The organism is Sinomonas gamaensis, from assembly GCF_005876955.1.
Taxonomy (GTDB): domain Bacteria; phylum Actinomycetota; class Actinomycetes; order Actinomycetales; family Micrococcaceae; genus Sinomonas; species Sinomonas gamaensis.
In genome coordinates this window covers 65,607-92,050 of record NZ_SSCL01000010.1, presented here as the reverse complement: position 1 = coordinate 92,050, position 26,444 = coordinate 65,607, and the positions used below count along the sequence as shown (strand labels likewise).

At 66.1% G+C, this 26,444-nt stretch carries 27 protein-coding genes and 2 tRNA genes; 17 read left to right on the top strand and 12 right to left on the bottom strand.

The window, feature by feature from the left end; translation table 11 throughout:
• Positions 1–243 precede the first annotated feature (243 nt).
• The 8 genes from E5679_RS14030 to rpmH form a co-directional block, all read right to left on the bottom strand.
• Complete coding sequence (locus E5679_RS14030; protein WP_138416906.1) at positions 244–1,443, bottom strand: ParB/RepB/Spo0J family partition protein; 1,200 nt, start codon at positions 1,441–1,443, stop codon at positions 244–246.
• Between the two features lie 55 nt (positions 1,444–1,498).
• Positions 1,499–2,374 carry a ParA family protein gene (locus E5679_RS14025; RefSeq protein ID WP_138417005.1) on the bottom strand — a complete coding sequence of 292 codons (876 nt, stop codon included), beginning with the start codon at positions 2,372–2,374 and terminating at the stop codon, positions 1,499–1,501.
• Positions 2,375–2,608: 234 nt separating this feature from the next.
• Positions 2,609–3,292 (bottom strand): 16S rRNA (guanine(527)-N(7))-methyltransferase RsmG, encoded by a 684-nt coding sequence (gene rsmG / locus E5679_RS14020; RefSeq protein ID WP_420821077.1) that lies wholly within the window; start codon positions 3,290–3,292, stop codon positions 2,609–2,611.
• 1 nt (position 3,293) lies between these two features.
• On the bottom strand, positions 3,294–3,827 hold the full coding sequence (locus E5679_RS14015; protein WP_138417000.1) for a Jag family protein: 534 nt from the start codon (positions 3,825–3,827) through the stop codon (positions 3,294–3,296).
• Between the two features lie 38 nt (positions 3,828–3,865).
• A complete protein-coding gene (gene yidC / locus E5679_RS14010) occupies positions 3,866–4,828 on the bottom strand; it encodes a membrane protein insertase YidC (RefSeq protein ID WP_138416904.1) in 963 nt (320 codons plus the stop codon).
• 8 nt (positions 4,829–4,836) lie between these two features.
• The gene (gene yidD / locus E5679_RS14005) at positions 4,837–5,247 is read right to left on the bottom strand and encodes a membrane protein insertion efficiency factor YidD (RefSeq protein WP_138416902.1); all 411 of its coding nucleotides are present in this window, start codon (positions 5,245–5,247) and stop codon (positions 4,837–4,839) included.
• Positions 5,247–5,657: a ribonuclease P protein component gene (gene rnpA, locus E5679_RS14000; RefSeq protein WP_138416900.1), complete on the bottom strand. Its 411-nt coding sequence runs from the start codon at positions 5,655–5,657 to the stop codon at positions 5,247–5,249. The genes yidD and rnpA overlap by 1 nt, the downstream gene beginning before the upstream one ends.
• Before the next feature lie 49 nt (positions 5,658–5,706).
• On the bottom strand, positions 5,707–5,844 hold the full coding sequence (rpmH, locus tag E5679_RS13995; protein WP_084249685.1) for a 50S ribosomal protein L34: 138 nt from the start codon (positions 5,842–5,844) through the stop codon (positions 5,707–5,709).
• A 504-nt stretch (positions 5,845–6,348) separates the two neighbouring features.
• On the opposite strand from rpmH, the gene dnaA reads away from it, so the two are divergent.
• The 12 genes from dnaA (at position 6,349) to E5679_RS13940 (ending at position 19,181) form a co-directional block, all read left to right on the top strand.
• Entirely contained in the window at positions 6,349–7,761 is a 1,413-nt protein-coding gene (gene dnaA / locus E5679_RS13990) for a chromosomal replication initiator protein DnaA (RefSeq protein ID WP_138416898.1), read from the top strand.
• Positions 7,762–8,207: 446 nt separating this feature from the next.
• The gene (dnaN, locus tag E5679_RS13985; RefSeq protein ID WP_138416896.1) at positions 8,208–9,332 is read left to right on the top strand and encodes a DNA polymerase III subunit beta; all 1,125 of its coding nucleotides are present in this window, start codon (positions 8,208–8,210) and stop codon (positions 9,330–9,332) included.
• A gap of 66 nt (positions 9,333–9,398) precedes the next feature.
• Positions 9,399–10,283: a phosphogluconate dehydrogenase (NAD(+)-dependent, decarboxylating) gene (gene gnd / locus E5679_RS13980; RefSeq protein WP_138416894.1), complete on the top strand. Its 885-nt coding sequence runs from the start codon at positions 9,399–9,401 to the stop codon at positions 10,281–10,283.
• Positions 10,284–10,309: 26 nt separating this feature from the next.
• Positions 10,310–11,563, top strand: coding sequence for a DNA replication/repair protein RecF (gene recF, locus E5679_RS13975; protein WP_138416891.1), 1,254 nt, complete (start codon positions 10,310–10,312; stop codon positions 11,561–11,563).
• Complete coding sequence (locus tag E5679_RS13970; RefSeq protein WP_138416889.1) at positions 11,563–12,105, top strand: DciA family protein; 543 nt, start codon at positions 11,563–11,565, stop codon at positions 12,103–12,105. Before recF ends, E5679_RS13970 begins: the two co-directional genes overlap by 1 nt.
• Before the next feature lie 220 nt (positions 12,106–12,325).
• Positions 12,326–14,389: a DNA topoisomerase (ATP-hydrolyzing) subunit B gene (gene gyrB, locus E5679_RS13965; RefSeq protein WP_138416887.1), complete on the top strand. Its 2,064-nt coding sequence runs from the start codon at positions 12,326–12,328 to the stop codon at positions 14,387–14,389.
• Positions 14,390–14,422: 33 nt separating this feature from the next.
• Positions 14,423–17,071, top strand: coding sequence for a DNA gyrase subunit A (gyrA, locus tag E5679_RS13960; RefSeq protein WP_138416885.1), 2,649 nt, complete (start codon positions 14,423–14,425; stop codon positions 17,069–17,071).
• Positions 17,068–17,697, top strand: a complete 630-nt coding sequence (locus E5679_RS13955) for a DUF3566 domain-containing protein (RefSeq protein ID WP_249336140.1) — start codon at positions 17,068–17,070, stop codon at positions 17,695–17,697. The genes gyrA and E5679_RS13955 overlap by 4 nt, the downstream gene beginning before the upstream one ends.
• Positions 17,698–17,786: 89 nt before the next feature.
• Positions 17,787–17,860: transfer RNA gene (locus E5679_RS13950), tRNA-Ile, on the top strand.
• A 30-nt stretch (positions 17,861–17,890) separates the two neighbouring features.
• A complete protein-coding gene (locus E5679_RS21060) occupies positions 17,891–18,010 on the top strand; it encodes a DLW-39 family protein (protein ID WP_212746955.1) in 120 nt (39 codons plus the stop codon).
• 20 nt (positions 18,011–18,030) lie between these two features.
• A tRNA-Ala gene (locus E5679_RS13945) sits at positions 18,031–18,103 on the top strand.
• 175 nt (positions 18,104–18,278) lie between these two features.
• A complete protein-coding gene (locus E5679_RS13940) occupies positions 18,279–19,181 on the top strand; it encodes a DMT family transporter (protein ID WP_138416883.1) in 903 nt (300 codons plus the stop codon).
• Between the two features lie 10 nt (positions 19,182–19,191).
• Here the strand turns inward: E5679_RS13940 and E5679_RS13935 are convergent, their stop codons facing one another.
• Together E5679_RS13935 and E5679_RS13930 are read right to left on the bottom strand one after the other, a co-directional pair.
• On the bottom strand, positions 19,192–20,073 hold the full coding sequence (locus E5679_RS13935) for a glycosyltransferase family 2 protein (protein WP_420821076.1): 882 nt from the start codon (positions 20,071–20,073) through the stop codon (positions 19,192–19,194).
• Between the two features lie 81 nt (positions 20,074–20,154).
• Complete coding sequence (locus E5679_RS13930; protein WP_249336139.1) at positions 20,155–21,111, bottom strand: hypothetical protein; 957 nt, start codon at positions 21,109–21,111, stop codon at positions 20,155–20,157.
• A 166-nt stretch (positions 21,112–21,277) separates the two neighbouring features.
• Here E5679_RS13930 and E5679_RS13925 point away from each other — a divergent pair, with 166 nt between their 5' ends.
• Both E5679_RS13925 and E5679_RS13920 read left to right on the top strand, forming a co-directional pair.
• The gene (locus E5679_RS13925; RefSeq protein WP_138416877.1) at positions 21,278–21,823 is read left to right on the top strand and encodes a peptidylprolyl isomerase; all 546 of its coding nucleotides are present in this window, start codon (positions 21,278–21,280) and stop codon (positions 21,821–21,823) included.
• Positions 21,824–21,857: 34 nt separating this feature from the next.
• Positions 21,858–22,730 carry a rhomboid family intramembrane serine protease gene (locus E5679_RS13920; RefSeq protein ID WP_138416875.1) on the top strand — a complete coding sequence of 291 codons (873 nt, stop codon included), beginning with the start codon at positions 21,858–21,860 and terminating at the stop codon, positions 22,728–22,730.
• Positions 22,731–22,911: 181 nt separating this feature from the next.
• Here the strand turns inward: E5679_RS13920 and E5679_RS13915 are convergent, their stop codons facing one another.
• Positions 22,912–23,394, bottom strand: coding sequence for an SRPBCC family protein (locus E5679_RS13915; RefSeq protein ID WP_138416873.1), 483 nt, complete (start codon positions 23,392–23,394; stop codon positions 22,912–22,914).
• The gene (locus E5679_RS13910) at positions 23,391–23,753 is read right to left on the bottom strand and encodes an ArsR/SmtB family transcription factor (protein WP_249336138.1); all 363 of its coding nucleotides are present in this window, start codon (positions 23,751–23,753) and stop codon (positions 23,391–23,393) included. Before E5679_RS13910 ends, E5679_RS13915 begins: the two co-directional genes overlap by 4 nt.
• 287 nt (positions 23,754–24,040) lie before the next feature.
• On the opposite strand from E5679_RS13910, the gene E5679_RS13905 reads away from it, so the two are divergent.
• From E5679_RS13905 to E5679_RS13895, 3 genes are all read left to right on the top strand, one after another.
• Positions 24,041–25,108 (top strand): pirin family protein, encoded by a 1,068-nt coding sequence (locus E5679_RS13905; RefSeq protein WP_138416869.1) that lies wholly within the window; start codon positions 24,041–24,043, stop codon positions 25,106–25,108.
• Entirely contained in the window at positions 25,105–25,419 is a 315-nt protein-coding gene (locus E5679_RS13900) for a GNAT family N-acetyltransferase (protein WP_138416867.1), read from the top strand. The genes E5679_RS13905 and E5679_RS13900 overlap by 4 nt, the downstream gene beginning before the upstream one ends.
• 210 nt (positions 25,420–25,629) lie before the next feature.
• Positions 25,630–26,415, top strand: coding sequence for an SDR family oxidoreductase (locus E5679_RS13895; RefSeq protein WP_138416865.1), 786 nt, complete (start codon positions 25,630–25,632; stop codon positions 26,413–26,415).
• The last annotated feature ends 29 nt before the right edge of the window (positions 26,416–26,444 follow it).

Genomic DNA, 26,444 nt, shown 5'->3' with positions numbered 1-26,444 from the left:
GTTTTGACGATTGGGAAGCGCATCCAACCTGGTTGCCGGGAGGCCAGAGACATGATCCACGACCTACATTGGCATAACCGCTACAGCCCAAAGCCCGCAACCTCGCCTCCCCTACTACATAGGATCAACTCCCGTTTCACGTGAAACACCGTGGGAACGAGCGGCGCGGGCGCAGAGCAGCATGCAAAAGGGCTTCCTCAAATTGAGGAAGCCCCTTGCTGATGCGAAGGAGAGGCCAGAGGGCTACTCCTCCCCCGGATTCAGGACGCTCATAATGCGATTGAGGTCCTCGACGCTCGCAAATTCGATGCTCACGCGCCCCTTACGGGCACCAAGCGTGATCTTGACGTTTGTGTCGAGACGATCCGCCAGCGTGGAGGCGAGGAAATCGAGGCGTTCGTGGCGCGCATTGGGCTTGGGAAGGTTCGAACGACGCGAATCCGAAGGCTCTTGGTAAAGGGCCACCGCCTCTTCCGTTGCCCGAACAGACAACCCCTCAGAAACAATTCGCTGCGCGACCCTCTCCATCGCGCCAGGATCTGGAAGCGAAAGCAACGCGCGGGCATGGCCAGCAGAGAGAACGCCGGCAGCAACTCGACGCTGGACAAGCGGAGGAAGTCGAAGGAGACGGATCGTATTCGAGACCTGCGGCCGCGAGCGGCCAATGCGATCAGCCAGTTGCTCGTGCGTTGTCCCGAAGTCTTCCAGAAGCTGTTGGTACGCCGCCGCCTCTTCAAGCGGATTCAGCTGGCTGCGATGGAGGTTCTCGAGCAGCGCGTCACGAAGGAGATCATCGTCCGTGGTGTCACGGATGATCGCCGGAATGGTTTCGAGCCCCGCCTGCTGAACAGCGCGCCACCGACGCTCGCCCATGACGAGCTCATAGCTTTCGCTACCTTTTTCGGTTGACCGCCGAACAACGATGGGCTGAAGGACGCCGATTTCGCGCACGGAGTGAACGAGTTCGGCCATCTCGTCCTCGTCAAAGACGGTCCGAGGCTGCTTACGGTTCGGGTGGATGTCCTCGACGCGGAGCTCTGCGAACTGCGCACCCGGTACCTCAACGAGGTCGAGGTCATCGGAGCCCTGCGCCGTTGCCTTCCGTTCGCCTGCCTTGCGCTCAGCGCCAGCGGAGCGGGTTGCCGGCTTGGCCTCTACCGCAGCACTAGGGTCGTCAGCGGACGAGACCTGGGACTCGCGGATCTCCTCCGTTGCCGACACACGGTCTTCGGTACCGCCCGCCGGAGTAGGCGTGGGGGCCTCCGCCGGGGACTCTTCCTCCGCTGCTGCCTGCTCGGCCGGGGCTGGCTCGGCGGGGAGACGATTGTCAGGGAAGAAGAGGTCCACGGGCCGCGACGATGCACCCGCTCCCCCCGAGGCAGTCCCCGAACTAGGAATCAGGGCTCCAAGGCCACGGCCCAAGCCCCTGCGCTTCTCGCTCATGCGCGAACTTCCTCCTTCAAACCCCCACAGCCGAGGGTGTGACCATTAGGCACGATTAGCGCTCGGCGATCTCTGCCGCTGCCTCCATGTAGGACAGGGCGCCCGTCGACGACGGGTCGTACGTCATCACCGTCTGCTGATAACTCGGTGCCTCCGAAATGCGCACTGACCGCGGAACGAGCGCCTCGAGCACCTGGTTCGGGAAATGCTCTCGAACCTCGGCAGCCACTTGAGCGGCGAGGTTGGTCCGGCCGTCGTACATCGTCAGCAGGATTGTCGATACCTCAAGGTCAGCGTTCAAGTGCTTCTGAATCATCTGGATGTTGTTCAGGAGCTGACTCAGTCCTTCAAGGGCGTAGTACTCGCATTGGATCGGGATCAGCACTTCGGTCGCTGCGCAGAATGCGTTGACAGTCAGCAGGCCCAAACTCGGCGGGCAGTCGATGAAGATGTAGTCCAGCCGCTCCAGCCCTTGAGCGGCTCTTTCCTTCGCGTACAGCTCGATCGCACGACGCAGCCGCTGCTCTCGGGCTACGAGCGAGACGAGTTCGATCTCAGCACCGGCGAGATGGATGGTAGCAGGAGCACACTCGAGGCGCTCCACGTCTGGGCACGGCTTGATCACGTCCTTCAACGGGACATCATTGATCAGCACGTCGTAGATGCTCTCGACGTCGGCGTGGTGCTCGATCCCCAACGCAGTCGATGCGTTCCCCTGCGGGTCGATGTCGATCACGAGAACGTTTAGGCCGGAAGCGGCGAGGGCTGCCGCGATATTGACCGTCGTCGTCGTTTTTCCTACCCCGCCCTTCTGGTTGGACACGGTGAAGATGCGGGTGGACCCGGGCTTACGTAGCTTTCGCTCGCTCAATCGCTCCCTGCGCTTCGTCTCGTGGGCGAGCTGGCTTCCAATGGGACTCGAAGCATCAATCTCAAGAGATGGAGATTCGCGAGTCGATGTTTCACGTGAAACAGAAGGAACAACCGGCCGAGGTTGAGTAGCGGGACCAGCTGTGACAGTCGTCGCGCGTGCGGGCCCCAACGACACGAAAGGCGGGATCCGCTGAGCCGATGACTCTTCACTGGTCACTGTTCACTCACTCTCGGGTCGCGTCGATTTCCTCACTCTAGCCTAGCGGGTAGGGCCCTCCCGGCCCGGGAAGCCCTAGGGTCCTACCGCAATCCGTACGACAGTGGTCGGCTCCTCCAGAAGGCCCTCCCCGAGTACGCGTACCTCCGCGCTGTGGCCCTTGTACTTCTTGATGGCCTTCGCGGCCTTCTCCACTTCCTCGGCGGCGCTCCGTCCCTTGATCGCCACCAGAGTGCCCGCGCCCCCAAGCAGGGGCAGCGTGATCGGCACGAGCTTCGACAAGGCCGAGACCGCCCGAGCAGTGACATAGTCTGCATTGACCAGGTCAACCGCCTGCTCCGCCCGTGTGCGGAGGATTCGCACGTTGTCGAGCCCCAGATCGTCGACGACCTCCTCAAGCCAGATCACGCGACGCTCAAGAGGCTCAATGAGCACAAGCGTGAGGTCCGGGCGGGCGAGGGCGAGACACAGCCCGGGCAGTCCCGCACCGCTTCCGACGTCTGCGACCGTCGCCTCGCGAGCGAATTCGGATTCGATGACCGCGCAGTTCAACACGTGGCGGCTCCAAAGCCGCGGCACCTCACGCGGACCGATCAGCCCCCGTTCGAGGCCAGACGTCGCGAGATGGTCGACATAGCGCCGAGCCAGCTCCAGCTGATCGCCGAAGAGCTTTTCGGCTGCAGCGAGCTCCGCCCCCGTCAACTCCGGCAGGCCGCCGTCGTCCTCTGCCTCGCCAGGCGCTCCCTGATCCTGAGTCATCTCAATCGGTGGAGACGACGATATGGCGCTTGGCGCCCTCGCCCTCCGACTCGCTCACGAAGCCGAGATCAGCCACCGCGTCGTGCACGATCTTGCGCTCGTACGAGCTCATGGGGGCGAGATGGATCGGAGCACCGCCGGACTTGACCTTCTCCACGGCGTCTTCGGCCAGCGAATGCAGGTACTTCGCGCGGTCCTTGCGATACCCGTTCACGTCGAGCACGAGACGGGAGCGGGTGCCGGTCTGCGACAGGACCGCAAGCCGGGTGAGCTCCTGAAGCGCCTCAAGCACCTCTCCACCCTCGCCGACGAGCGCGTCAAGGCCCTGGGCCTGCTCGTCCCCGATCACGGAAAGGTAGGTGCGGCCACCTCGGACCTCGATGTCAATATCGCCGTCGATATCAGCGATGTCGAGAAGCTCCTCGAGGTAATCGGCGGCGACGTCGCCCTCCTCCTCAAGCTTGTTCAGAGGAGTCTCGCGTTCGTCGTCGCCCGCGGTCTCCTCTACGGCAGAATCGTTGGATTCGATGTCCATGTCCTCGGTTCCGCTCTCGGCAGTGGTCTCGGCAGGGGTCACTTCTTCCTCCGGTTCTTGCGCTGCGGCTGCTGGCGTTGGCCCTTGGGCTCAATGGGTGCGGGGATGTCCTCGGCCTTCATGGCCTTCCCCGTGGTCACGTCGATCGGGGCAAGGCCGCGCGCGGCCCGCCGCTCGTTGAGTGCCTTGGCGGCCGGCGAACCGGGAGCAGGCATGCGGCGGATCACGTAGAACTGCTGGCCCATCGTCCAGAGGTTGCTCACTGTCCAGTAGATCAGGACGCCGATGGGGAAGTTGATGCCGCCGATGCCGAACACGAGCGGCAGGATGTAGAGCAAGATCTTCTGCTGGCGCATGAACGGGCTCTGCATCGCGGCCTCGCTCATGTTCTTCGCCATGATCTGCTTCTGCGTGATGAACTGCGAAGCGGTCATGGCGACGATCATGAAGATCGTCAGGATGGCAACCACGACCGGGTTTCCACCACCGCCGTGGAGCAGCGAAGCCGAAAGCGGGGCGCTGATGATGCTCGAATTGTGGAACTGGTTGACCTGATCCGTGGTCATCGCGCCAATGCCCGAGTTGTTCGCGGCGGCGCCGCTGATGCCCGAGAGGACCCGGAAGAGGCCGAAGAAGAACGGCATCTGGATCAGCATCGGCAGGCAGGCCGAGAACGGATTGGTCCCGTGCTTCTTGTACAGGGCCATCTGCTCCTGGGCCATGGCCTGGCGCGAGAGCTGGTCGGTCTTGCCCTTGTACTTGGCCTGAAGCTTCTGCAGGTCCGGCTGGAGGAGCTGCATGCCTCGCTGAGCCTTGATCTGCTTCACGAAGACCGGGATGAGGGCGGCCCGGATCACGACGACGAGGCCGATGATGGAGAAGGTCCACGTCCAGCCGCTCCCGGGCGGGAGGCCCAAGAACGACAGCGCCTCGTGGAAGGCCACCATCACGGCGGACACCAACCACTCGAATGGCAGCAGTACGGCGCTTAACGGGTCCATGAATTTCCCTATTTCCTCGTGTCGTCTCTGGCGGGATCGCCGGGTTCCGGCTCATCCCTCCAGTAGCGGTCCGGGTGGTTGAGCACCACGATCCGCGGCGTGCGGCCTTCGGGCCAGTGCCGATGCCCATCGGGCACCGGATCAAGCCCTCCGGAATTCCAGGGGTGGCAGCGCGCGAGCCGGCGAACCGCCAAGTATGATCCTCGCACAGCCCCGTGGACTGTGACGGCTTCGAGCGCGTAGGCAGAGCAGGACGGAAAGAACCGGCAGACCTGGCCGTAGGCGGGCGAGATGACCGCGCGATATGCAGTCAGAAGCGCGATCAGCAGCTTCCGGGGGATGTCCCAGACGAAACGTCCGACGGCGGCCGCGGGGTTCGCGGGAACATGCCCGCCGGCGGTGTTGCTCACCGCAGCCATCAGCCAACCTCCGTTCCGCTATCCGATCCAGGCCCGCCATCCGATACAGGCCTGCCTTCCGCCGCCGGCACAAGCCGGCGGAGTGCCCCGCGAAGAGCGGAGGCGTAGTCGCCGCGAAGGGAAGCCCAGTCCGCAGAGGCCGCGGGCGGCAGCGCGCGGACGACGACGTCGAGGCCCGTTGGCCTGTCCCGCAAGGTCTCTGCTCCGGCTTCCCTCAGCCTCCTCTTAACGAGGTTGCGCACCACTGCGTTCCCCACCGCCTTGGACACGATGAAGCCGAAGCGGGATGCTTGGGCCTCGTCCGAAACGGCCGCATACAGCACGACGTTCCGGCGCCCTTGGCGGACGCCGGAACGTACGGTGTGCGAGAAATCGGCGCTCGTGCGCAGCCGGTTCCGGACGGGAAGCATCCCGCGACCTTATCGCTGCGTCATTGAGGAGGCCGGGCTGGGCCCGAACTCAGGCCGAGAGCTCTGCGCGGCCCTTGGAACGGCGGGCGGCGAGGATGGCGCGGCCGGCACGGGTGCGCATGCGCAGACGGAAGCCGTGCTTCTTGGCACGACGGCGGTTGTTCGGCTGAAAAGTCCGCTTGCTCACGGTTGTCACTCCAGTGGTTCCGGGGCGTCTGCCCAGGGGGCGCTGGTGGCTCTGGCGGACGCTGTAAAGGCGGTGCCTGCCGCCCCGCCGCGCCTCATGCCGTTCGCCGCGGTCCAGCAGGAAGCTGATCCGGCGTTCGTGGGCATGCGACAGGACAGTAGGCAGACACAAAGGACTTAACGACGTTAGGGCAGTTGGGAGGCGCCAGTCAAACTGAGGTGCCAACGGGCGGAGGCGCCGAGGACCATTCGGCTCACGCCGTGCCGACTCCCGGTTCCACTATCCCCAACCTGTGGTGAACTCCACGTGAGACCTGTGGACAGCGAGGTGACGCGGATGGCGAGGCGAACTTCATCAGTGTAATTCATCCCCGCCCAGTTCCCAGTTCTCATCTGGTTTCTCCGTCCTCTAGGCTTGCTCAATGCACCCCCGCCGCACATGTGGACAGCCGTGTGGACAAACTGTGGGTGCCTCATTGACTGGCACAGACGGCGAGAAGGGGATATGGGGACTGAGGAAGCCAACGAGGCCAACACTGTTGGCAGCTCGTGGCGGCGCGTCGTACGCCTGCTGGAGGAGGACGATCGGGTTACGCCCCGGCAGCGCGGGTTCGTCGTGCTCGCTCAGGCCCAGGGGCTGATCGGCTCGACCCTCCTCGTTGCGGTTCCGAACGAGCTGACGCGCGAGGTTCTCCAGTCCCAGCTGAAGGAGCCGCTTGACACGGCCCTCCGTCAGGTCTTCTCCGATGATGTTCGGTGCGCCATCGATGTGGACACCGAGATGGTGCCGGTGCGAGAAGAAGTCTTCGAACCGGTCAAGCGGCCAGAGATCGTTCCCGATCTCCGTCCCGCTCCGACTCCGCCCAGCACGTCGCAGGAGTTCGGGCGGCTCAACCCCAAGTACACGTTCGACACCTTCGTGATCGGTGCCTCGAACCGCTTCGCCCACGCGGCTGCGGTCGCAGTCGCCGAGGCGCCGGCCAAGGCCTACAACCCGCTGTTCATCTATGGCGACTCGGGGCTCGGCAAGACGCACCTGCTGCACGCGATCGGGCACTACGCACGCCGGCTCTACAACGGCATCCGGGTCCGGTACGTGAACTCGGAGGAGTTCACGAACGACTTCATCAACTCGATCCGCGACGACGAGGGCACGAGCTTCAAGGCGACCTACCGGAATGTCGACCTGCTGCTCATCGATGACATCCAGTTCCTGGCGGGCCGGACGGGAACGATGGAGGAGTTCTTCCACACGTTCAACGCCCTGCACAACAGCAACAAGCAGGTCGTCATCACCTCGGACCAGCCGCCGAAGGCACTGCACGGCTTCGAGGACCGCATGAAGTCCCGCTTCGAGTGGGGCCTCCTCACGGACATCCAGCCGCCCGACCTCGAGACGCGAATCGCCATCCTCCGCAAGAAGGCCAACAGCGAGGGCCTCTATGCGCCGGACGACGTGCTCGAGTACATCGCCTCCCGCATTGCCACCAACATCCGTGAGCTCGAGGGCGCCCTGATCCGCGTGACCGCGTTCGCGAGCCTCAACAAGCAGCCGGTCGACGTCGCCCTCGCCGAGATGGTGCTCAAGGACCTCATCACGGACGACTCGGCTCTCGAGATCACCGCGGACCAGATCCTCCAGGAGACGGCCGGGTACTTCAAGCTCACGGTCGAGGAGCTGAACAGCAAGTCGCGGACGCGGACGCTCGTGACCGCTCGGCAGATCGCCATGTACCTGTGCCGCGAACTGACGGACATGTCGCTCCCCAAGATCGGGCAGGTCCTCGGCGGCCGCGACCACACTACGGTCATCCACGCCGACCGGAAGATCCGCGAGCTCATGGCCGAGAGGCGCGTGATCTTCAACCAGGTCACCGAGCTCACGAACAAGATCAAGCAGGCCCAGCGAGGCCTGTGAGTTCGGCTGCGAGCTTTCTTGTCATTCCTTATTAACAGCGTGCTGTGGAAAACCCTGTGGGCGGTTAAGTGCACATCCGCCGTGGATGGGCTTAAAACCCTCCCCGACTCTGTGGAGAGCACTAATGACAAGAATCTGGCAGTCCACAGGCGCCCCTGAGCTCATCCGCACGGCGTCAACACTCCGTGAACAGCCAACTTCCGCGGCAGGACAGGCCTGGGGGCCGTTTTCCACAGTTTCCACAACAGTTATTAACACCACGAATCCCAAGGATTTAGAGATTCATCAGACAACAGGAACCTTGCGACCCCACGGGCCCTCCCGTCCGAGCCCCCAACAGACCCCCCTCGGCTCCGGTCCGCGTTGAACTGGCCCCGGAAGATGCGACTAAGCTGTGCTCAGTGCGCGCCGGGCCGCACCAGTCGTTGAAAGGCGGGAATCCTTCCGTGAAGTTCCGAGTCGAACGGGATGTCCTCACAGAGGCAGTGAGCTGGGCGGCACGGTCCCTTTCACCCCGACCTCCGGTCCCCGTCCTCTCCGGTCTCCTGCTCAGGGCGCACGACGGCGTGGTCAGCCTCAGCAGCTTCGACTACGAGACGTCAGCCCGCCTCGAGATCCCCGCGGAAATCGGCGCCGAAGGCACGATCCTTGTTTCGGGGCGCCTCCTCGCAGACATCTGCCGAAGCCTTCCCGCTGCACCGGTGGACGTGGAGACGGATGGCTCGAAGGTCACCCTGACCTGCCGTCGAAGCTCATTCCACCTGGCGACCATGCCCGAAGGTGAATACCCGCCTCTCCCCGAGCTTCCGGCAATCACTGGGGCCGTCTCCGGGGACGCGTTCGCCAAGGGCGTGGCCCAGGTGATCATTGCCGCGAGCAAGGACGACACCCTCCCCATCCTCACCGGCGTCCGGATGGAGTTCGAAGACGACCTGATCACACTGCTCGCCACCGACCGGTACCGCCTGGCCCTCCGCGAGATCCCGTGGAAGCCCGCCGCCCCGTCGGTCTCGACGAGCGCCCTCGTCAAGGCCAAGACCCTCAACGAGGTCGCCAAGACGCTCGGCGGATCCGGCGAACTGAGCATCGCCCTGGCCGAAGACGACTCGCGTCTCATCGGCTTCGAGAGCGCCGGCCGCACCACGACGTCCCTCCTGGTCGACGGCGACTACCCCAAGATCCGATCCCTGTTCCCGGAAAGCACCCCGATCCACGCGATCGTCTCCACCCAGGACCTCGTCGAGGCCGTTCGCCGCGTGTCGCTCGTCGCTGAACGGAACACGCCCGTCCGGCTGGCCTTCTCCGAGGGCCTCGTGGCCCTGGACGCCGGAACCGGCGAAGACGCCCAGGCTTCGGAAGAGCTCGAGGCACAGCTCACGGGCGAAGACATCACCGTGGCATTCAACCCGCACTACCTGATCGAGGGCCTGAGCGTCATCGAGGCACCCTATGTGCGCTTCTCGTTCACGAGCGCACCCAAGCCGGCGATGCTCACCGCACAGAAGGAACTCGAGGGCGACGACGAGGCCAACTACCGCTACCTCGTCATGCCCGTGCGCCTCCCCAATTGATCGAGTCCACCGCACCCTGCACACCCGGGGGACGCGAGCCCGCGCTGTGCCGTCGAAAGGAACATGATGCATTTCGGATTGATCGGCCTCGGCAAGATGGGCTTCAACATGCGGGAGCGCGCCCGGCGCGCTGGCCTCGAGGTGACGGGCTATGACCGCAACCCGGAGGTCGCCGACGTCGCCTCCATTGAAGAGCTCGTCGCGGCGCTGCCCACGCCGCGGGTCGTCTGGGTCATGGTTCCCGCCGGCGAGATCACCGATGCCGTGGTCAAGGAGCTCTGCGAGAAGCTCTCGCCGGGCGACCTCGTGATCGATGGCGGCAACTCGCGCTTCACCGAGGATCAGCGGCACGCGGCGGAGCTGGCCGAGAAGGGCATTCACTTCGCGGACTGCGGTGTCTCGGGCGGTGTCTGGGGCCTGCAGAACGGCTACGGCCTCATGGCCGGCGGCGAGGCGCAGGACATCGAGACCGCCATGCCGATCTTCGACGCTCTCCGACCCGAGGGCGTCCGTGCGGACAGCTTCGTCCATGTGGGCGGAATCGGCGCGGGCCACTACGCCAAGATGGTCCACAACGGCATCGAATACGGCCTCATGCAGTCGTACGCGGAGGGCTACCAGCTGCTTGCCGCCAAGGACATCATCACCGACCTGCCCGGCACGTTCCGCGCTTGGCAGAAGGGCACGGTCGTCCGGTCCTGGCTCCTCGACCTCCTCGTCAAGGCACTCGAGGAGGATCCAGGCCTGGAGAACATCGACGACTACGTCGAGGACTCGGGCGAGGGCCGTTGGACCGTCGAGGAGGCCATCGCCAACGCCATCCCCGCGCCTGCCATCACGGCCGCCCTCTTCGCCCGCTTCGAGTCCCGCGAGGACAGCTCCCCTGCCATGAAGATGGTCTCGGCGCTGCGCCATCAGTTCGGCGGCCACGCCACGCGCCCCGCGAAGTAGCCAAGGGCCGAAGGACCCTCCTCCAGGTGTACGTCGAACGGCTCTCGCTCACGGATTTCCGGAGCTACGCCCAGCTCGACCTCAGCCTCGAGCCGGGTCCCACGGTGCTCGTGGGCCCCAACGGCGTCGGCAAGACGAACGTTGTCGAAGCCATCGGGCTCCTCTCGACGCTGTCCTCGCACCGCGTGTCCTCAGACGCGCCGCTGGTGAGGTTCGGCGCGAACCAGGCGATCGTGCGGGCGGGCTTCGTGCGCGGTGTCCAACGCTCGCAGCTAGAGCTCGAAGTCAACCCCGGCCGGGCGAATCGCGGGCGGATCAACCGCGGCGCGCCCCGGCGGGCCCGGGAAATGCTCGGGATCGCCCGGACCGTGCTCTTCGCACCGGAAGACCTCGCGCTTGTCAAAGGGGACCCCTCGGGCCGCCGTCGTTTCCTCGACGAGCTCCTGACGGTGCTCATCCCCCGGCACGCGGGCACCCGCGCGGACTACGAGCGCGTCCTCAAGCAGCGCAACGCCCTCCTCAAGACGGCCCGCACCTCCCGCTCGCGCGGGAGCAGAATCCCCGATGCCCACGGAGGCACGGTCGAATCGACGCTCGACGTGTGGGACCAGCAGCTGGCCAGGATCGGAGCCGAACTGCTCGCTGCCCGGCTCGAACTCGTCGAGCGGCTGCGGCCGCACGTCGCCACGGCGTACGCGCAGCTCACGGACGGCTCGAAGGCGGCACAGCTCGCCTACCGTGCAAGCATCGAGGGCTTGGTAGCGGACGACGACGGCGAGCCCACCCCCGAAGCCAGCGTGCCGCCGTCGTCCGCTGCCGGTCTGGAAACCCTCGCCGCCGGCGAGATCGCCGAGCGCTTCCTCGCCGCGCTGGCGGCCTCGAGGCCCCGCGAACTCGAGCGCGGGCTCTCGCTCGTGGGTCCCCACCGGGACGAGCTGGAGCTGCTGCTGGGTCCCGCCCCGGCGAAAGGATTCGCTTCCCATGGCGAGACGTGGTCGTTCGCGCTGGCCCTGCGCCTCGCGTCCTACTACGTGATGCTCGACGACTCAACGGTCGAGGGCGACGAGCCGATCCTCATCCTCGACGACGTGTTCGCCGAACTCGACACGGCCCGGCGCACAAGACTTGCGTCGATCGTCGCCAAGGCGGAGCAGGTCATTGTCACCGCGGCGGTCGACGGCGATATCCCCGCAGAGCTCTCGGGTCGCCGGGTGCAGGTGGTCCCGGGGGGAATCGCGGCGGAGGCCCCCGACCATGAGCCCAAGACCGAGGCCGGCTGATGGCCGACTCCGCGGATCACCCCGAAGAGGTCGACGCCGCGCAGGCGGCGCTCAACCGCGTGCGTCAGGCGGCGGAGGCTCGAGGCGAGATTCGAACCCGGACCAAGGGCTCGCTCGTCACCCCTCCGCCTGGAACGTCGAGCGAGCCGCGGAAGGTGCGCCGCCGGCGGGAGCCCGGATATTCGGGCCGTGACCCCCTGGGACTCGGGAATGTCGTGAGCCGGATGGTGGCCGACCGCGGATGGTCCTCCCCCGTGGCCGTCGGCTCCGTCATGGCTCGGTGGCCGGAGCTCGTGGGTCCCGAGGTGGCCGCCCACTGCACGCCGGAGAGCTTCGATGACACGACCCTGCGTGTCAGGTGCGATTCCACGGCGTGGGCCACTCAGCTGCGATTGCTCAGCACAGCGATCCTGGACCGCTTCGCGCGCGAGCTGGGGCCCGACGTCGTCCGCACCCTCCAAGTGCTCGGTCCCACCGCGCCGAGCTGGCGCAAGGGCCTGCGGCACGTCCGCGGCCGGGGGCCGCGGGACACCTACGGCTGACCCCAGAGGCCCCCGTCAGGTCCAAGCCGGGAATCCGCGGTCTGCGCCGCTCACGGGCCGGGAGCCACACTGCCCCTTGGTCGGCCTCCTTTTGAGCCGCCATAACCGCCCTTGCAGGCTTCCCATGGGCACACACGGCCCCGGAGTGTCCAAGCCAGAGCGCGGGAACCGGTAGAATTGAGTCATAAGCCTGTCGATTGAAGAGGGGTAGAGACTGCCTGTGGCTGACGAGAGCGCAGCGAACGACTGGAACGGGGACGGTGCAGCTGCACCCACGCCTGAACAGACACCGGAAGCGCAGGCCCCGAGGGAATACGGGGCGAGCAGCATCACCGTACTCGAGGGCCTCGAAGCCGTCCGCAAACGCCCGGGCATGTACATCGGTTCCACCGGACCCCGCGGCCTCCACCACCTCGTCTACGAGGTGGTGGACAACTCGGTCGACGAAGCCCTTGCCGGGTACTGCGACCACATCAAGGTCACCCTGCAGCAGGACGGCGGAGTGCGCGTCGAGGACAACGGACGCGGCATCCCCGTGGACATCCACCCCACGGAGGGCAAGCCCACCGTGGAGGTAGTCATGACCATCCTGCACGCCGGCGGCAAGTTCGGCGGCGGCGGGTACACCGTCTCTGGCGGTCTTCACGGCGTCGGCATCTCGGTGGTCAACGCCCTCTCGATCCGTGTGGACACCGAGGTCCGCAGGCAGGGCCACGTCTGGCGGATGTCGTTCCGCGACGGCGGCCATCCGGTCGGGAGCCTCGAGCAGGGCGAGGAGACCGAGGCCACTGGCACGATCCAGACGTTCTATCCGGACCCCTCGATCTTCGAGAGCGTGGTCTTCGACTTCGAGACGCTCCGCGCGCGCTTCCAGCAGATGGCCTTCCTCAACAAGGGCCTGCGGATCACCCTGACGGACGAGCGCGCCACACAGGTGGACGAGGAGGAGCTCGCGGACGAGGCGGAGCACGCCCCCGAGCCGCGCACGGTCGACTACAAGTACGACGACGGCCTGCTGGACTACGTCAAGCACCTCAACTCCTCGAAGAAGATCGAGGTCATCCACGAAGAGGTCATCGCGTTCGAGAGCACCGACGGCGAGCGGGGCATGACGCTGGAAGCCGCGATGCAGTGGACCACGGCCTACGCCGAGTCGGTGCACACCTACGCGAACACCATCAACACCCACGAGGGCGGCACCCACGAGGAGGGCTTCCGCGCCGCGATGACGTCCCTCGTGAACCGCTACGCGCGCGAGAAGGGGATCCTCAAGGAGAAGGAGGACAACCTCACGGGCGACGACGTCCGCGAGGGCCTGACCGCCGTCATCAGCATCAAGCTCTCAGAGCCCCAGTTCGAGGGCCAGACGAAGACGAAGCTCGGAAACTCCGAGGCGAAGGGCTTCGTCCAGCGCGTGGTGACCGATCAGCTCGGCGATTGGTTCGAGCGCAATCCTGGCCCCGCCCGCGACATCATCCGGAAGGCGATCCAGGCCTCCCAGGCCCGCATGGCGGCACGGAAGGCCCGCGACAATGCGCGCCGGAAGAGTCCGCTCGAGTCGTTCGGCATGCCCGGCAAGCTGTCCGACTGCTCGTCGAAGGATCCGTCGGAGTGCGAGGTCTACCTCGTGGAGGGCGACTCGGCAGGCGGTTCCGCAAAACGCGGCCGCAATCCGAAGACCCAGGCGATCCTCCCGCTCCGAGGCAAGATCCTGAACGTGGAGCGGGCGCGCCTCGACAAGGCGCTCGGCAACGCCGAGATCCAGTCGATGATCACGGCCTTCGGCACGGGCATCGGCGAAGACTTCGACATTGCCAAGCTGCGGTACCACAAGATCGTGCTCATGGCCGACGCAGACGTGGACGGCCAGCACATCACGACCCTGCTCATGACGCTCCTGTTCCGCTACATGCGGCCGCTCATCGAGAACGGGTACGTGTACCTCGCGCAGCCGCCGCTCTACCGGATCAAGTGGTCCAACCATCCGCACGACTACGTGTACAGCGATCGCGAGCGGGACGAGACCATCCGGCTCGGGCTGGCCAACGGGCAGCGGCTCCCGAAGGAGAACGGGATCCAGCGGTACAAGGGCCTCGGCGAGATGGACTACACCGAGCTCTGGGACACCACGATGGACCCGGATCACCGCACGCTGCTCCAGGTGACCATGGAGGACGCCGCGGCAGCCGACCAGACGTTCGCGGTGCTCATGGGCGATGACGTGGAGTCGCGCCGGCACTTCATTCAGCAGAACGCCAAGGATGTCCGCTTCCTGGACATCTGACCTGGCTCCCCTGCAACCCTTTAGGAGACTTTCATGAGCGACGAGACGCCCGAGACCCCTGGCGTCGGTCCCGACGGCATGCCCACCGGCCCCCTCGCCGAGGGCGCTCTCATCGACCGCGTCGAGCAGGTGGACCTGCAGACGGAGATGCAGCGCTCCTACCTCGACTATGCGATGGCGGTCATCGTGGGCCGCGCGCTCCCCGACGTGCGCGACGGCCTCAAGCCCGTGCACCGCCGCGTCCTGTATGCGATGTTCGACGGCGGCTACCGCCCTGATCGCGGCTTCAACAAGTGCGCGCGCGTGGTCGGCGACGTCATGGGCACGTACCACCCCCACGGCGACATGGCGATCTACGACGCCCTCGTGCGCCTCATCCAGGACTGGGTCATGCGCTATCCGCTCGCGCTCGGCCAGGGGAACTTCGGCTCCCCCGGCAACGACGGCGCCGCGGCTCCGCGCTACACCGAGACCAAGATGGCGCCGCTCGCCATGGAGATGGTCCGGGACATCGACGAGGAGACCGTCGATTTCCAGGACAACTACGACGGCAAGAACCAGGAGCCGACGATCCTGCCGGCCCGGTTCCCGAACCTGCTGGTCAACGGCTCGTCCGGCATCGCCGTCGGCATGGCCACCAACATTCCACCGCACAACCTCCGCGAAGTGGCCGACGGCGTGCAGTGGTACCTCCAGAATCCGGAGGCGACCCGCGAAGAGCTCCTCGACGCACTCCTCGCCCGGATCAAGGGCCCGGACTTCCCCACCGGTGCGACGATCCTCGGGCACCGTGGCATCGAGGACGCGTACCGCACGGGCCGCGGCTCGATCACCATGCGCGCGGTGGTCAACGTCGAGGAGATCCAGGGCCGCACGTGCCTCGTGGTCACGGAGCTGCCGTACATGGCGAATCCGGACAATCTCGCGATGAAGATCGCCGAGCTCGTCAAGGACGGGAAGCTGCACGGCATCGCCGACCTGCGCGACGAGACCTCGGGCCGCACCGGCCAGCGCCTCGTGATCGTGCTCAAGCGCGATGCCGTCGCCAAGGTCGTGCTGAACAACCTGTACAAGCACACGCAGCTGCAGGACAACTTCGCGGCGAACATGCTCGCGATCGTCGACGGCGTGCCCCGCACGCTCTCGCTCGACGCCTTCGTGCGCCACTGGGTGACCCACCAGATCGATGTCATCGTGCGCCGCACCCGGTTCCGGCTGCGGAAGGCCGAGGAAGAGATCCACATCCTCCGCGGCCTCCTCAAGGCGCTCGACATGCTGGACGAGGTCATCGCCCTCATCCGTCGCTCCCCCACTGTGGAAGAGGCTCGTGACGGGCTGATGTCGCTGCTCGAGATCGACGAGCTCCAGGCCCGCGCGATCCTCGACATGCAGCTCCGCCGCCTCGCGGCCCTCGAGCGGCAGAAGATCCAGGACCGCAATGACGAGCTCGAGGCGCAGATCGCGGAGTACCGCGAGATCCTCGCCGATCCCGCCCGGCAGCGCGCGATCATCTCGGAAGAGCTCGCAACGATCGTCGAGAAGTACGGCGACGACCGCCGCACGCGGATCCTTCCGGGCTTCGACGGAGAGATGAGCGTCGAGGACCTCATCCCCGAGGAAGAGATGGTCGTCACCATCACCCGTGGCGGCTACGTCAAGCGCACCCGAAGCGACCAGTACCGCCAGCAGAACCGCGGCGGCAAGGGAGTCCGCGGTGCGCAGCTGCGCGGGGACGACGTCGTGGAGCACTTCTTCGTCACGACCACGCACCACTGGCTGCTGTTCTTCACGAACCTTGGGCGCGTGTACCGGGCGAAGGCGTACGAGCTCGCCGAGGGCGGCCGCGACGCGAAGGGCCAGCACGTGGCGAACGTGCTCGCGTTCCAGCCGGACGAGCGCATCGCCCAGGTGCTCGACCTGCGCGACTACCAGCAGGCTCCTTACCTGGTCCTCGCCACGAAGGGCGGTCTGGTGAAGAAGACCCGCCTCGAGGACTACGACACGAACCGGTCCGCCGGCGTCATCGCCATCAACCTCCGCGACGGCGACGAGCTCGTCTCCGCGCAGCTGGTCTCGGAGACCGACGACCTCATGCTCGTCTCCCGGCACGGCCAGTCCGTGCGCTTCACGGCCGACGACGACGCGCTCCGTCCCATGGGACGCGCGACGAGCGGCGTCACCGGCATGAAGTTCCGGGACGACGACGAGCTCCTCGCCGCGGATGTGGTGCGCGAGGGATCCTCCGTCTTCATCGTCACCGAGGCCGGCTACGCCAAGAAGACCTCGGTCGAGGAGTACCGGCGCCAGGGTCGCGGCGGCCTCGGCATCAAGGTGGGCAAGTACCAGGAGGGCCGCGGCCACCTCATGGGTGCGCTCATCGTCCAGGACGAGGACGAGGTTCTCGTGGTGATGGAAGGCGGCAAGGTGGTTCGCTCCGCCGTCTCGGGCGTTCCCGCTACCGGACGGGACACCATGGGCGTCATCTTCGCGCGGCCGGACGACGGCGATCGGATCATCGCCGTGGCGAAGAACACGGAGCGAGGCCTTGCCGACGAAGCCGAAGAGGCGGTCGTCGAGATCCTTCCCGAGGACGACGCCGAGACAGCTGTCGAAGGCGTGCAGGCAGAGGATGCCGTAACGTTGAGTGGAGACTCTGTCGAGAACCCCGGAGGTAACGAGTGAGCACGCCCGAGAACGAGGCCCGTCCCGGCGGCTACCCTCAGGTGACCCCACCGGCCCGCCCCCCGCAGCGGCCGGCGGCGTCGCCGTCGTCCGCTGGCGGCTATCAGCCGCGCGGCACCCAGGCTCCCACGACCGCTGGCCCGCGTCCCGCCACGGCGGCTCCGGGCAGCGCCCAGCGCCCGGCGGGTGCTCGACCGGCCCAGCGTCCTCCTCTCGGCGGTGCGCCCACTCAGGGTCTCGTGCGTCCGGCGCCCAAGGCCAAGCAGCGGCGCGCCCGGCTCCTCGTGAGCAAGGTCGATCCGTGGTCCGTGCTCAAGATGGCGTTCCTGCTCTCGGTCGCGCTCGGGATCGTGACCGTCGTCGCGTCGATCGTCCTCTGGATGGTCCTCGACGTCACCGGAATCTTCGACAAGATCAACGGCCTTCTTGGTGAGGTGGCCGGCTCCGAGAGCGGCGGATTCGACCTCAAGAAGGTCGCCTCGCTGGGCCAGGTGGCGTCGTTCGCGACGATCATCGCGGTGGTCAACGTCGTGCTCCTGACGGCCCTGTCGATGCTCACCGCGGTGCTCTACAACATCGCGTCGGCCCTCGTCGGCGGCGTCGGCGTGACGCTCACCGACGACTGACCGACGGATTTGGCCGGGTTGCCTCCGGTGCTGTAGAGTCTTATCTCGGCCCAAGGGCACTATGGAATATAGGGCTCGTGAGGCTGTGGGGGCGTATAGCTCAGGCGGTTAGAGCGCTTCGCTGATAACGAAGAGGTCCCAGGTTCAAGTCCTGGTACGCCCACGGATCCTGCTTTCCGACTCGGAGGTGCCCGTGAAGAAGCTGATTGCTGTGGCGATCGCTGCTCTTGCGGGCGCTTTTGTTGTCAAGAAGGTCCAGGAATCCGAAGCCCAGAAGAAGGTCTGGAGCTCCACGACGGACAACGTCGAGTAGCTTCGCCTTCTGGTCGATCCGGGGGCATGGCGCAATTGGTAGCGCACCTGCTTTGCAAGCAGGGGGTTAGGGGTTCGAGTCCCCTTGCCTCCACCGGTGGAAAGTCCCGGCACCAGTACGGTGCCGGGACTTTTTTCTGCCTCCGCCCGGGCTCCTGTCCGGTTGATACTCCCCAATCGCTTCTGGCCCGGCGTGTCGCGTGACGACAGGCTGCAGGGGCTCGAAGAAGCGGACAGGAGCGCCGGACGCGCCCGTCTAGAGTGGAGCGGTGACCCCTCTCATCGCCACGCTCGGCGTCCTCGGCGTCTCCGCCTCGGGGCCCCTCATCGCCGCAACGCTCGCGGGAGGCTCGGTCACGGCCCTCGCGATCGCCTTCTGGCGCAATGCCCTGGCCGCCGTGGTCATGGCCGCTCCCGTAGCCGTCCGGGAGCCGTCGCAGTTCCAGCGCCTCGGACGCCGGGAGTACCTCTGGTCGATCTCGGCCGGCGTCGCCCTCGCCTTCCACTTCGTGACCTTCATGTACGCGCTCACGCTCACCTCTGTCGCCGCCACCACCGCGCTCGTGTGCCTCCAATCGGGCTGGATCGCGGTGTTCGCCCTCCTCCGCGGGAGTCGTCTGCCAGCAGCCGTCCTGGTGGGGCTAGGCCTGTCGTTCGCCGGAGTCGCGGCCATCACAGGACTGGACCTGGGCGGCTCGCCCGAGGCGGTCCTCGGCGATGTCCTCGCCCTGGCCGGAGGTGTGCTCGCGGCCCTGTACACGATGGCGGGCGGGCGGGCCCGGCAGACCATGAGCACGGGGACGTATACGGCGGTCTGCTACGGCGTCTGCGCCCTGGTGGTGGCTGTGCTCGCGCTTCTCTCGGGCCAGCGTCTGGCAGGATTCACCCCGTCCGGGTGGGCGGGAATCGTGGCCATCACCGTGGCGGCTCAGCTCGTGGGGCACACGTCGTTCAACCACCTCGTGGCAACCCTGAGCCCGCTCCTGGTGTCCATGATCATCCTGCTCGAGATCCCCGGAGCGGCGATCCTCGCGGCGGTTTTCCTCCACGAGGTCCTGCCAGCCGGGACCTACGCTGGGCTCGTCGGCATCCTTGCCGGCCTCGCCGTCGTCGTCCTCGGGCAGCGGCGACTCAAGCGGGAGCGGAACCTGCCCGAACTCGGCGCGGACTAGTACGCCGAGGTCAGACTTCGGTTCGGATGCCGCCCCGTTTGGGCGCGGACGACGAGTTGGCCGCGTGGACCGCGCGGAGCAGCTTGGCGGGGAAGTAGATCGAGAAGAAGACGACCATCGGCGCCTTGAGGGCGATCTTCTTGACGTTGTGCGCCTTGTAGGTGCGGTCGAAGCGCGTCACGTAGTAGCGGTAGTCGCGCGGCGAGTCCTCGAGGCGGCGGTCGGACATTCCGGACACCATGTTCGGCCAGTACTCCACCCGAAGGCCATGCTCGGCGAGATGCAGGGACAGATCGATGTCCTCATGCATCTCATCCTTCTCGTCGCGGCAGACCTCCCCGCGGATCTCTTCCCACGCGCTGCGCCGCAACGCCATGTTGGAGCCGAACAGGAAGTGGTACTGCTGCCGGGCCAGCTTGAGCATGAGCTGGCGGACCTTGTCGTCCGCTTTGAGCCCGAACCTGCGCATGGGCATGTCGTAATAGACGACCGGGCCGGTGGCAGCCTGCACGGAGGGGTCGGCGAAAGCCTTGATGACCTCCTCGACCCAGTCCGGCTCGAGGAGCGAATCGGCATCGATGCGGCCGAGGAGGTCTCCCTGAGCGGAGTCGAGCCCGAAATTGCGGGTGGGGATGAGCCCCTGCTCCGCATCCTGCGAGAGGAGCCTGATGCCCGCTTCGGGGTATTCCTCCTGCATTTGGCGGACGATTCCAGCGGTACCGTCTTGGGAGCGGTTGTCGACGACGATGATCTCGAGGGCAGGCACCGACTGGTAGATCGCGGCCGTGACACACTGCCGGATCACGCCTTCTTCGTTGTAGGCGGGGATGACAATCGACACGCTCGGGCGACCGGACGTGTAGGGAGAGAGGGCTGATTCCGCGGCCATCATCCGCAAATGTAGCAAAGCGGGGAGGGGACCCGTATTCCACGGATCCCCTCCCCGCTTCGATGAAGCGCTAAACGCCGGGCGTCAGGCCTGCGACGGCTTGCCGTTGTCCTGGCTTGCCTCGTGGATGTTGCGAATGGCCTCCGCTGCGTCGCTCGCGACGTGCTTCGCCTCGCCCTTCGCCTCCGCGGCGTCCTGGTCGGCGTCAGGCGCATCCGCCTCGGCAGACTCGGGGCCCATCGATGTGTGAGTTGCCGGCACCGGGGCGGGCTCGGCCTGTGTCGAGGCCGACGGCGTCTCCCCCACCTGTGACTCCGGCGACTCCTCCTTGGTCTCGCCGCCCGCACTCGAAGCCGAGGCTCCCGAGCCGTTGGACGAAACTGGGGTCACAGGCACGGGCTTGACGGGCGCCGGGGTCTTCCACGGATCCTCGACCGGCTTGGCCGCCTTCCAAGCAGCAACGCCGGCAGCGACGGCCGCAGCCACAACCCCGAACACGAGCAGCCCGCGCCGCTTCCTCCTGACCGGTTCCTGCGTCGTCTGCCGGGCAGCTTGCTGCGCCGCGTGGACGGCCTCCCTCGCTGCGGCGTCCGCCTGGCGGACAATGCCCGACTCGGCGAGGCGCTGGGCGACGGCGTCGACCTGCCCCGGAGCCGCAGCCAATCCACGGTTCACGGTCTCCGCCGCCGTAGCGATGCCCTCCGAGATCCGCGGGAGCACCTGATCGGCGGTGTCCTTGATGACCGGCGCCGCCTTGTCCACGGCCTCATGAAGGCGGGGGGCGGTCGTGTCCACGATCTCGGTGATCCTCGGGGCCAGATGGGAAAGCCCCTCTTGGATCTTCGGGGTCACGGTCGCGACGCCCTCGGCGAGATTGTGGGCCGCGGTCTTGAGGCCCTCTTGGACCTTCGGGGAGGCGGCATCCAGGCCCTGCTGGATCTTAGGGACGGCCCATTCCACGGCCGCGTCTACGCGCGGCTGTGCCCAGTCGCGCGCACTCTCGACGCTGCTCGTGACGGTCTTCTCCAGTGATTTCTTCACGGCTACCTCCAGACATTCTGCTAGGTCCATCGCCAGCCTACGAGAGCCGGGGGCCGTAGGCTATGCATGCATCGCATTCCGTGCCCTCTAGTTCCCCGATTTCACCCAGCGCAGAACAGCAAACCTCGCTCCGCTGGCGCAAAGGGCTGCATGGAAGAATGAGCGCATGAGTGCTAATGCAACCGCCAAGGCCACCATCCACACGAACCACGGGGACATCGTGGTTAATCTCTTCGGCAACCACGCGCCGAAGACCGTGAAGAATTTCGTGGGACTCGCGACGGGCGAGCAGTCGTGGACGCATCCCGAGACCGGTGAGGACAAGACGGGGACGCCCCTCTACAACGGCACGATCTTCCACCGCATCATCAAGGACTTCATGATCCAGGGCGGTGACCCGCTCGGCAAGGGCATCGGCGGCCCGGGCTACCGCTTCGACGACGAGATCCACCCGGAGCTCAACTTCAAGGAGCCGTACAAGCTCGCCATGGCCAACGCCGGCATTCAGGGCGGCAAGGGCACCAACGGCTCGCAGTTCTTCATCACGACAGTCGACACGAGCTGGCTCTACGGCAAGCACACGATCTTCGGGGAGGTCGCCGACGAGGCATCCAAGAAGGTCGTCGACGAGATCGAGGGCGTTCGTACGGGCTTGCAGGACCGTCCTGTCGAGGACGTCGTCATCACCTCGATCGATATCGAGAAGCTCTGATTTATACCTCTAGCGGAATCGCTTTGTATTCCCCATGAGTTATGGAATGCCCCCGGCAGAGCCGGCCGCTCCCCCCGTCTGCCCACGCCATCCGGACCGCGTCTCCTATGTGAGGTGTCAGCGGTGCGGCAGGCCTGCGTGCCCGGAGTGTCAGCGGCCGGCCCCGGTGGGCGTTCAATGCATCGACTGCGTGCGGGAGCTGTCAGCTCCCGCGGCAAGGACCCGTTACGGCGCGGCAGTGCGCAGCGGACAGCCCATCGTCACCTGGACGATCATCGCCGCGTGCGCGGTGGTCTACGCGCTGCAGTGGCTGCTGCCGAACGATCTGGTCTATCAGGACTTCGCCTACGCGACGGCGCTCACTGGGCTCGAGCCGTGGCGCATGCTCACGAGCGCGTTCCTGCATTCGGAGGGATTTGTCCTCCATATCGTCCTGAACATGTACACGCTCTGGATCTTCGGCAGGATTCTTGAGCCAGTTCTTGGCCGGGTTCGCTACCTTGCCGTCTACCTCATCTCCGCCTTGGGCGGCTCGGTCGGCTTCTTCCTCCTGACGCCGGTTTCGATGAACGGCGTGATCGGCGCGTCTGGCGCGATCTTCGGGCTCTTCGGCGCACTCTTCGTGGTCCTCCGCCAGCGCGGGGGCGACGTGCGTCAGCTCCTCGTCCTCATCGCCATCAACGCCGCCCTGGGATTCGTAGTCCAAGGGATCGCATGGCAGGCGCATCTGGGCGGGCTGATAGCGGGAGGGCTGACGACGGCGGCCATCGCCTATGCCCCGAGGGGTCGCTACCAGCTTCTCCTCCAGATTGGCGGGATGGCTCTCGTGACGGCACTGCTCGTCATCCTGACCGTGGTGCGGCTCGGCACGATCGGAACTCCGGGCGCGGTCCTTCCCGGCATCTGAGCCGCCCGTTGTCCACAGACGTTTTCCACAGTGTGCACAACTTACAGGTCTGTAGTTAGAAGCCCTTCTCCCGCGTGATTGCGGCGATGGTGCCGAAAGCGAGAGTGGAGATTCAGAAGCGTCATCCCCAGCTGTGGACAAGAGCGCAGGTTATCTGTGGATAGCTCGACTCAAGCCCCTGCTAGCCTTGGGCGAGAACCTCATCGAGACGTTCATACCCCTCGTTCATGCCGTCAGTCATCCCCGCTGAGAGCATGGCGTCCCTGTCCTCGACGGATTGGAACGTGGAATGCACCGTCAGCCGGCAGCGCCCGCCTTCCAGGTCCTCGATCTGCGCTGCGTCGAGTGACACGTGGCCCGGCGCGCCTTCGAACTCGAACGTCTGCACCAGCCGGTTGGGCGCGGAGAGCTCGTGGAACGAGCCATGGAAGGCGTAGACGTTGCCCTCGCCGTCCGACTGGCTGAAGCGGTAGGCCCCGCCGGTCCTGGCATCGAAGTGGTCGATCTGGGTCACGTACTTCCGTGGCCCCATCCACTGCGCGACGAGCTCAGGATCTGTGTGGGCGCGGAAGACGCGCTCAGCTGGAGCATCGAATTCCCGAGTGACGTCCACGAAGGGAAGTCCGGGTTCTGCGGAGACGACGGTGGTCTTGGTGGCGGTCATGGCTGATTCTCCTGTGATGCGAGTAGGGCGTCGAGGCGCTCGTAGCGCTCTTCGACGGTCTGGCGGTAGCCCTCGATCCACGCGGTAAGGCGGCCCAAGGCCTCGGGATCGAGATGGCAGGGACGGCGCTGCGCCTCGCGGCGCCGCGTGATGAGGCCGGCGTCTTCGAGCACCTTGAGATGCTTTGAGACTGCCTGCAAGGTGACGGAGAAGGGTTCGGCGAGTTCATTGACCGTAGCGTCGCCTTGCGCGAGGCGGGCGACGATGCGACGCCGCAACGGGTCGGAGAGGGCTGCGAAAGCGCGGTTGAGCCTGTCCTCCTCGCTGATCGCGGGATCGGCGAGCTCCACCTTGTCCACGGTTCCTCTTCTCCTCATCGGCCTGATCAAGGGCACGATGATCAACTGCTCGCTTTATCAACCTAGAGGTTGAATACATCAAGATTAGGTCCCGAGGATCAAGAGCGTCAAGGGGTAATCCACAGGGGTTTTCCACAGTGTGCGTAACTTACAGATGTGTAGTTCAGGCTCTGCAGGCGAGTATCTAGCGCCTTCTCCACACATGTGGATAACTATGGGGATAGTCCCTGTTGGAAAGTGCACAACTTTCACGCGAAGCCGCTAGGCTCGGGCGGAGGAGGGCAGTCATGAGCAATCTCGAACTCGAGCCCCAGGAAACCCTGTGCGGAGCCGAGCTGGACGATGTCGCCGCCGACGTCGAGCTCCTCGTGCCGCGCGATGTCCCTCTGGGCGGACCCCGGGCGATGCCCGTCCGGCGCACGCTGCCTTCCAAAGAGCGCAGTCTGATCGGAGCCTGGTGCTTCCTCGACCACTACGGGCCCGACGACGTCTCCCGGACCGGAGGCATGCGGGTGCCCCCGCACCCGCACACTGGGCTGCAGACCGTGAGCTGGCTCTTCACCGGCGAGGTTGAGCACCGGGACAGCGCGGGTCATCACGCGTTCGTCCGCCCGGGCGAGCTCAACCTCATGACGGCGGGACGCGGCATCAACCATTCCGAGTACTCGACTCCCCGCACGACGATCCTCCACGGCGCGCAGCTGTGGACCGCACTTCCCGATGCGAGCCGACACGTGGAGCCGGGGTTCGAGCGCTACGTCCCTGAACCCGTCACGCTCACGGCGACCGACGGCGGCGCCGCCGTCGGCGAGGCCCGTGTATTCCTCGGCCAGCTTGCCGGCAGTCAGTCCCCCGTCGTCACCCACACGCCCCTCCTCGGTGCCGAGCTCCTGCTCAAGCCGGGCGCCGCCGTCGTGCTCGCCGTCGATCCGGCCTTCGAGCACGGCGTCCTCGCCGAGAACGGGCCTGCACGCGTGGAGGGTCGCGAGGCCGCGCACAGCACGCTCGCGTACGTCGGCACGGGACGAGACGAGCTGCACCTCGAGAACCCCGCCCCCGATCCCCTGCGGATTCTTCTGCTCGGCGGGACGCCGTTCGAGGAGGAGATCACCATGTGGTGGAACTTTGTGGGCCGGAGTCACGAGGAGATCGTGGGGTACCGCGCGGCGTGGCAGCGCCAGATCGGCGCCGAGACCGGCATGGAGGCCGTGCGCGACGCTGGGGCCGTGGACGACGGCGGCCGCTTCGGGCCGGTCGTCGACCTCACCGACGGGGATCATCCCCTGCCCGCACCCGTGCTCCCCCAAGTTCGACTCCGGCCGCGCGGAGGAGCGCGAGAGAGGAAGCCGCAGTGACGGATCGGATCGAGATCGTCCACGTGCCAGAACGCCACCGCTACGAGCTGCGCGACGGTGACAAGCGCATTGGGATGACGCTCTATCGCGTCCAGGACGACGGTCATGTGTTCGCGTTCGACCACACCGAGGTGGACGAGGGCTATTCCGGTCTTGGCCTGGCTGGCCGTCTCGTGACCTTCGCGCTCGACGATGTGCGCGCCAAAGGCCTGAGGATCAGGCCCTACTGCCCCTACGTCCGGGCGTTCGTCCGACGCCACCCGGATTATCAGGATCTCGTTGCCGAAGGATTTGTGGCTCCACAGGTCTGAATTTCCTGTGGACATCTGCCGTCGTTATCCACAGCCTTGTCCCCAGAGTGGATAACTTACAGCGGTGTCATTCGGGAAGATCTGCTGTGGTTCCGGGGTTGGCCCACTACATGCGGGACTGAGAGGGGATTTGCACGCGCTTTCCCCACATTGTGTGGATAACTCCTCCCAAAGAGTCCACATGGTGTGGAGAGTCGCTACGCTGCCAGCGTGGAAGCAGTCAGGAGCGGGACGCCGTCGACCGCTGACCGCCCCCTTGCCCTCATTACCGGGGTGGGACGCCGCGAAGGCCTCGGAGCGGGCATCGCGCGCGAACTTGCCCGCCAGGGTTGGGATCTCGCGCTTTCGCACTGGACGCCCTACGACGTCCGGGTGCACGGCGTCGAGGCTCAGGAAGCCGGAGCGCCTGTGGAGGAGCTTCGGAAGCTCGGCGCCGAGGCGCGAATCATCGAGGTTGACCTGCAGGATCCCGAAGCACCCGCGCGGCTCCTGGCCGAGGCGGGCGGGAGGGCGCCAGTCCGTGCGCTGGTCCTCAGCCACGCGGAATCCGTCGACTCGTCGATCTTGGACACGGGCGTCGAGTCCTTCGACCGGCACGTCCAGGTCAATGCGAGGGCAAGCTGGCTCCTGGTCAAGGCCTTCGCCGAGCAGTTCCCGCCGAGTCTTCAGGGCTTGGGGCGGATCGTCGCCCTCACGAGCGACCACACCGTGCACAACCTTCCGTACGGCGCGAGCAAGGGCGCGCTCGACCGCATCGTCCTCGCCGCCGCGCGCGAGCTCGGGCATCTCGGCATCTCGGCGAACGTCGTCAATCCCGGGCCGATCGACACGGGGTGGATGGACGACGCGACGCGCGCGGCCCTCACTGCTCGGCAGCCTGGCGGCCGACTGGGGACGCCGGAAGACGTCGCGGCGGTGGTTGCCTTCCTGCTGAGTGCGCCGGGTGGCTGGATCAACGGGCAGCTGATCAAGGCCGACGGCGGCTTCTCCGCCTAGCGGCCGTCCTTCACCCTGCGGACGTGACG

What these genes read in the sequence shown, in the direction of transcription:
- E5679_RS14030 (WP_138416906.1), bottom strand. Translation starts at nt 1,443, where the DNA reads ATGAGCGAGAAGCGCAGGGGCTTGGGCCGTGGCCTTGGAGCCCTGATT.
- rsmG (WP_420821077.1), bottom strand. Translation starts at nt 3,292, where the DNA reads ATGACTCAGGATCAGGGAGCGCCTGGCGAGGCAGAGGACGACGGCGGC.
- E5679_RS14015 (WP_138417000.1), bottom strand. Translation starts at nt 3,827, where the DNA reads ATGGACATCGAATCCAACGATTCTGCCGTAGAGGAGACCGCGGGCGAC.
- yidC (WP_138416904.1), bottom strand. Translation starts at nt 4,828, where the DNA reads ATGGACCCGTTAAGCGCCGTACTGCTGCCATTCGAGTGGTTGGTGTCC.
- yidD (WP_138416902.1), bottom strand. Translation starts at nt 5,247, where the DNA reads ATGGCTGCGGTGAGCAACACCGCCGGCGGGCATGTTCCCGCGAACCCC.
- rnpA (WP_138416900.1), bottom strand. Translation starts at nt 5,657, where the DNA reads ATGCTTCCCGTCCGGAACCGGCTGCGCACGAGCGCCGATTTCTCGCAC.
- dnaA (WP_138416898.1), top strand. Translation starts at nt 6,349, where the DNA reads ATGGGGACTGAGGAAGCCAACGAGGCCAACACTGTTGGCAGCTCGTGG.
- gnd (WP_138416894.1), top strand. Translation starts at nt 9,399, where the DNA reads ATGCATTTCGGATTGATCGGCCTCGGCAAGATGGGCTTCAACATGCGG.
- E5679_RS13970 (WP_138416889.1), top strand. Translation starts at nt 11,563, where the DNA reads ATGGCCGACTCCGCGGATCACCCCGAAGAGGTCGACGCCGCGCAGGCG.
- gyrA (WP_138416885.1), top strand. Translation starts at nt 14,423, where the DNA reads ATGAGCGACGAGACGCCCGAGACCCCTGGCGTCGGTCCCGACGGCATG.
- E5679_RS13935 (WP_420821076.1), bottom strand. Translation starts at nt 20,073, where the DNA reads ATGATGGCCGCGGAATCAGCCCTCTCTCCCTACACGTCCGGTCGCCCG.
- E5679_RS13925 (WP_138416877.1), top strand. Translation starts at nt 21,278, where the DNA reads ATGAGTGCTAATGCAACCGCCAAGGCCACCATCCACACGAACCACGGG.
- E5679_RS13920 (WP_138416875.1), top strand. Translation starts at nt 21,858, where the DNA reads ATGAGTTATGGAATGCCCCCGGCAGAGCCGGCCGCTCCCCCCGTCTGC.
- E5679_RS13915 (WP_138416873.1), bottom strand. Translation starts at nt 23,394, where the DNA reads ATGACCGCCACCAAGACCACCGTCGTCTCCGCAGAACCCGGACTTCCC.
- E5679_RS13905 (WP_138416869.1), top strand. Translation starts at nt 24,041, where the DNA reads ATGAGCAATCTCGAACTCGAGCCCCAGGAAACCCTGTGCGGAGCCGAG.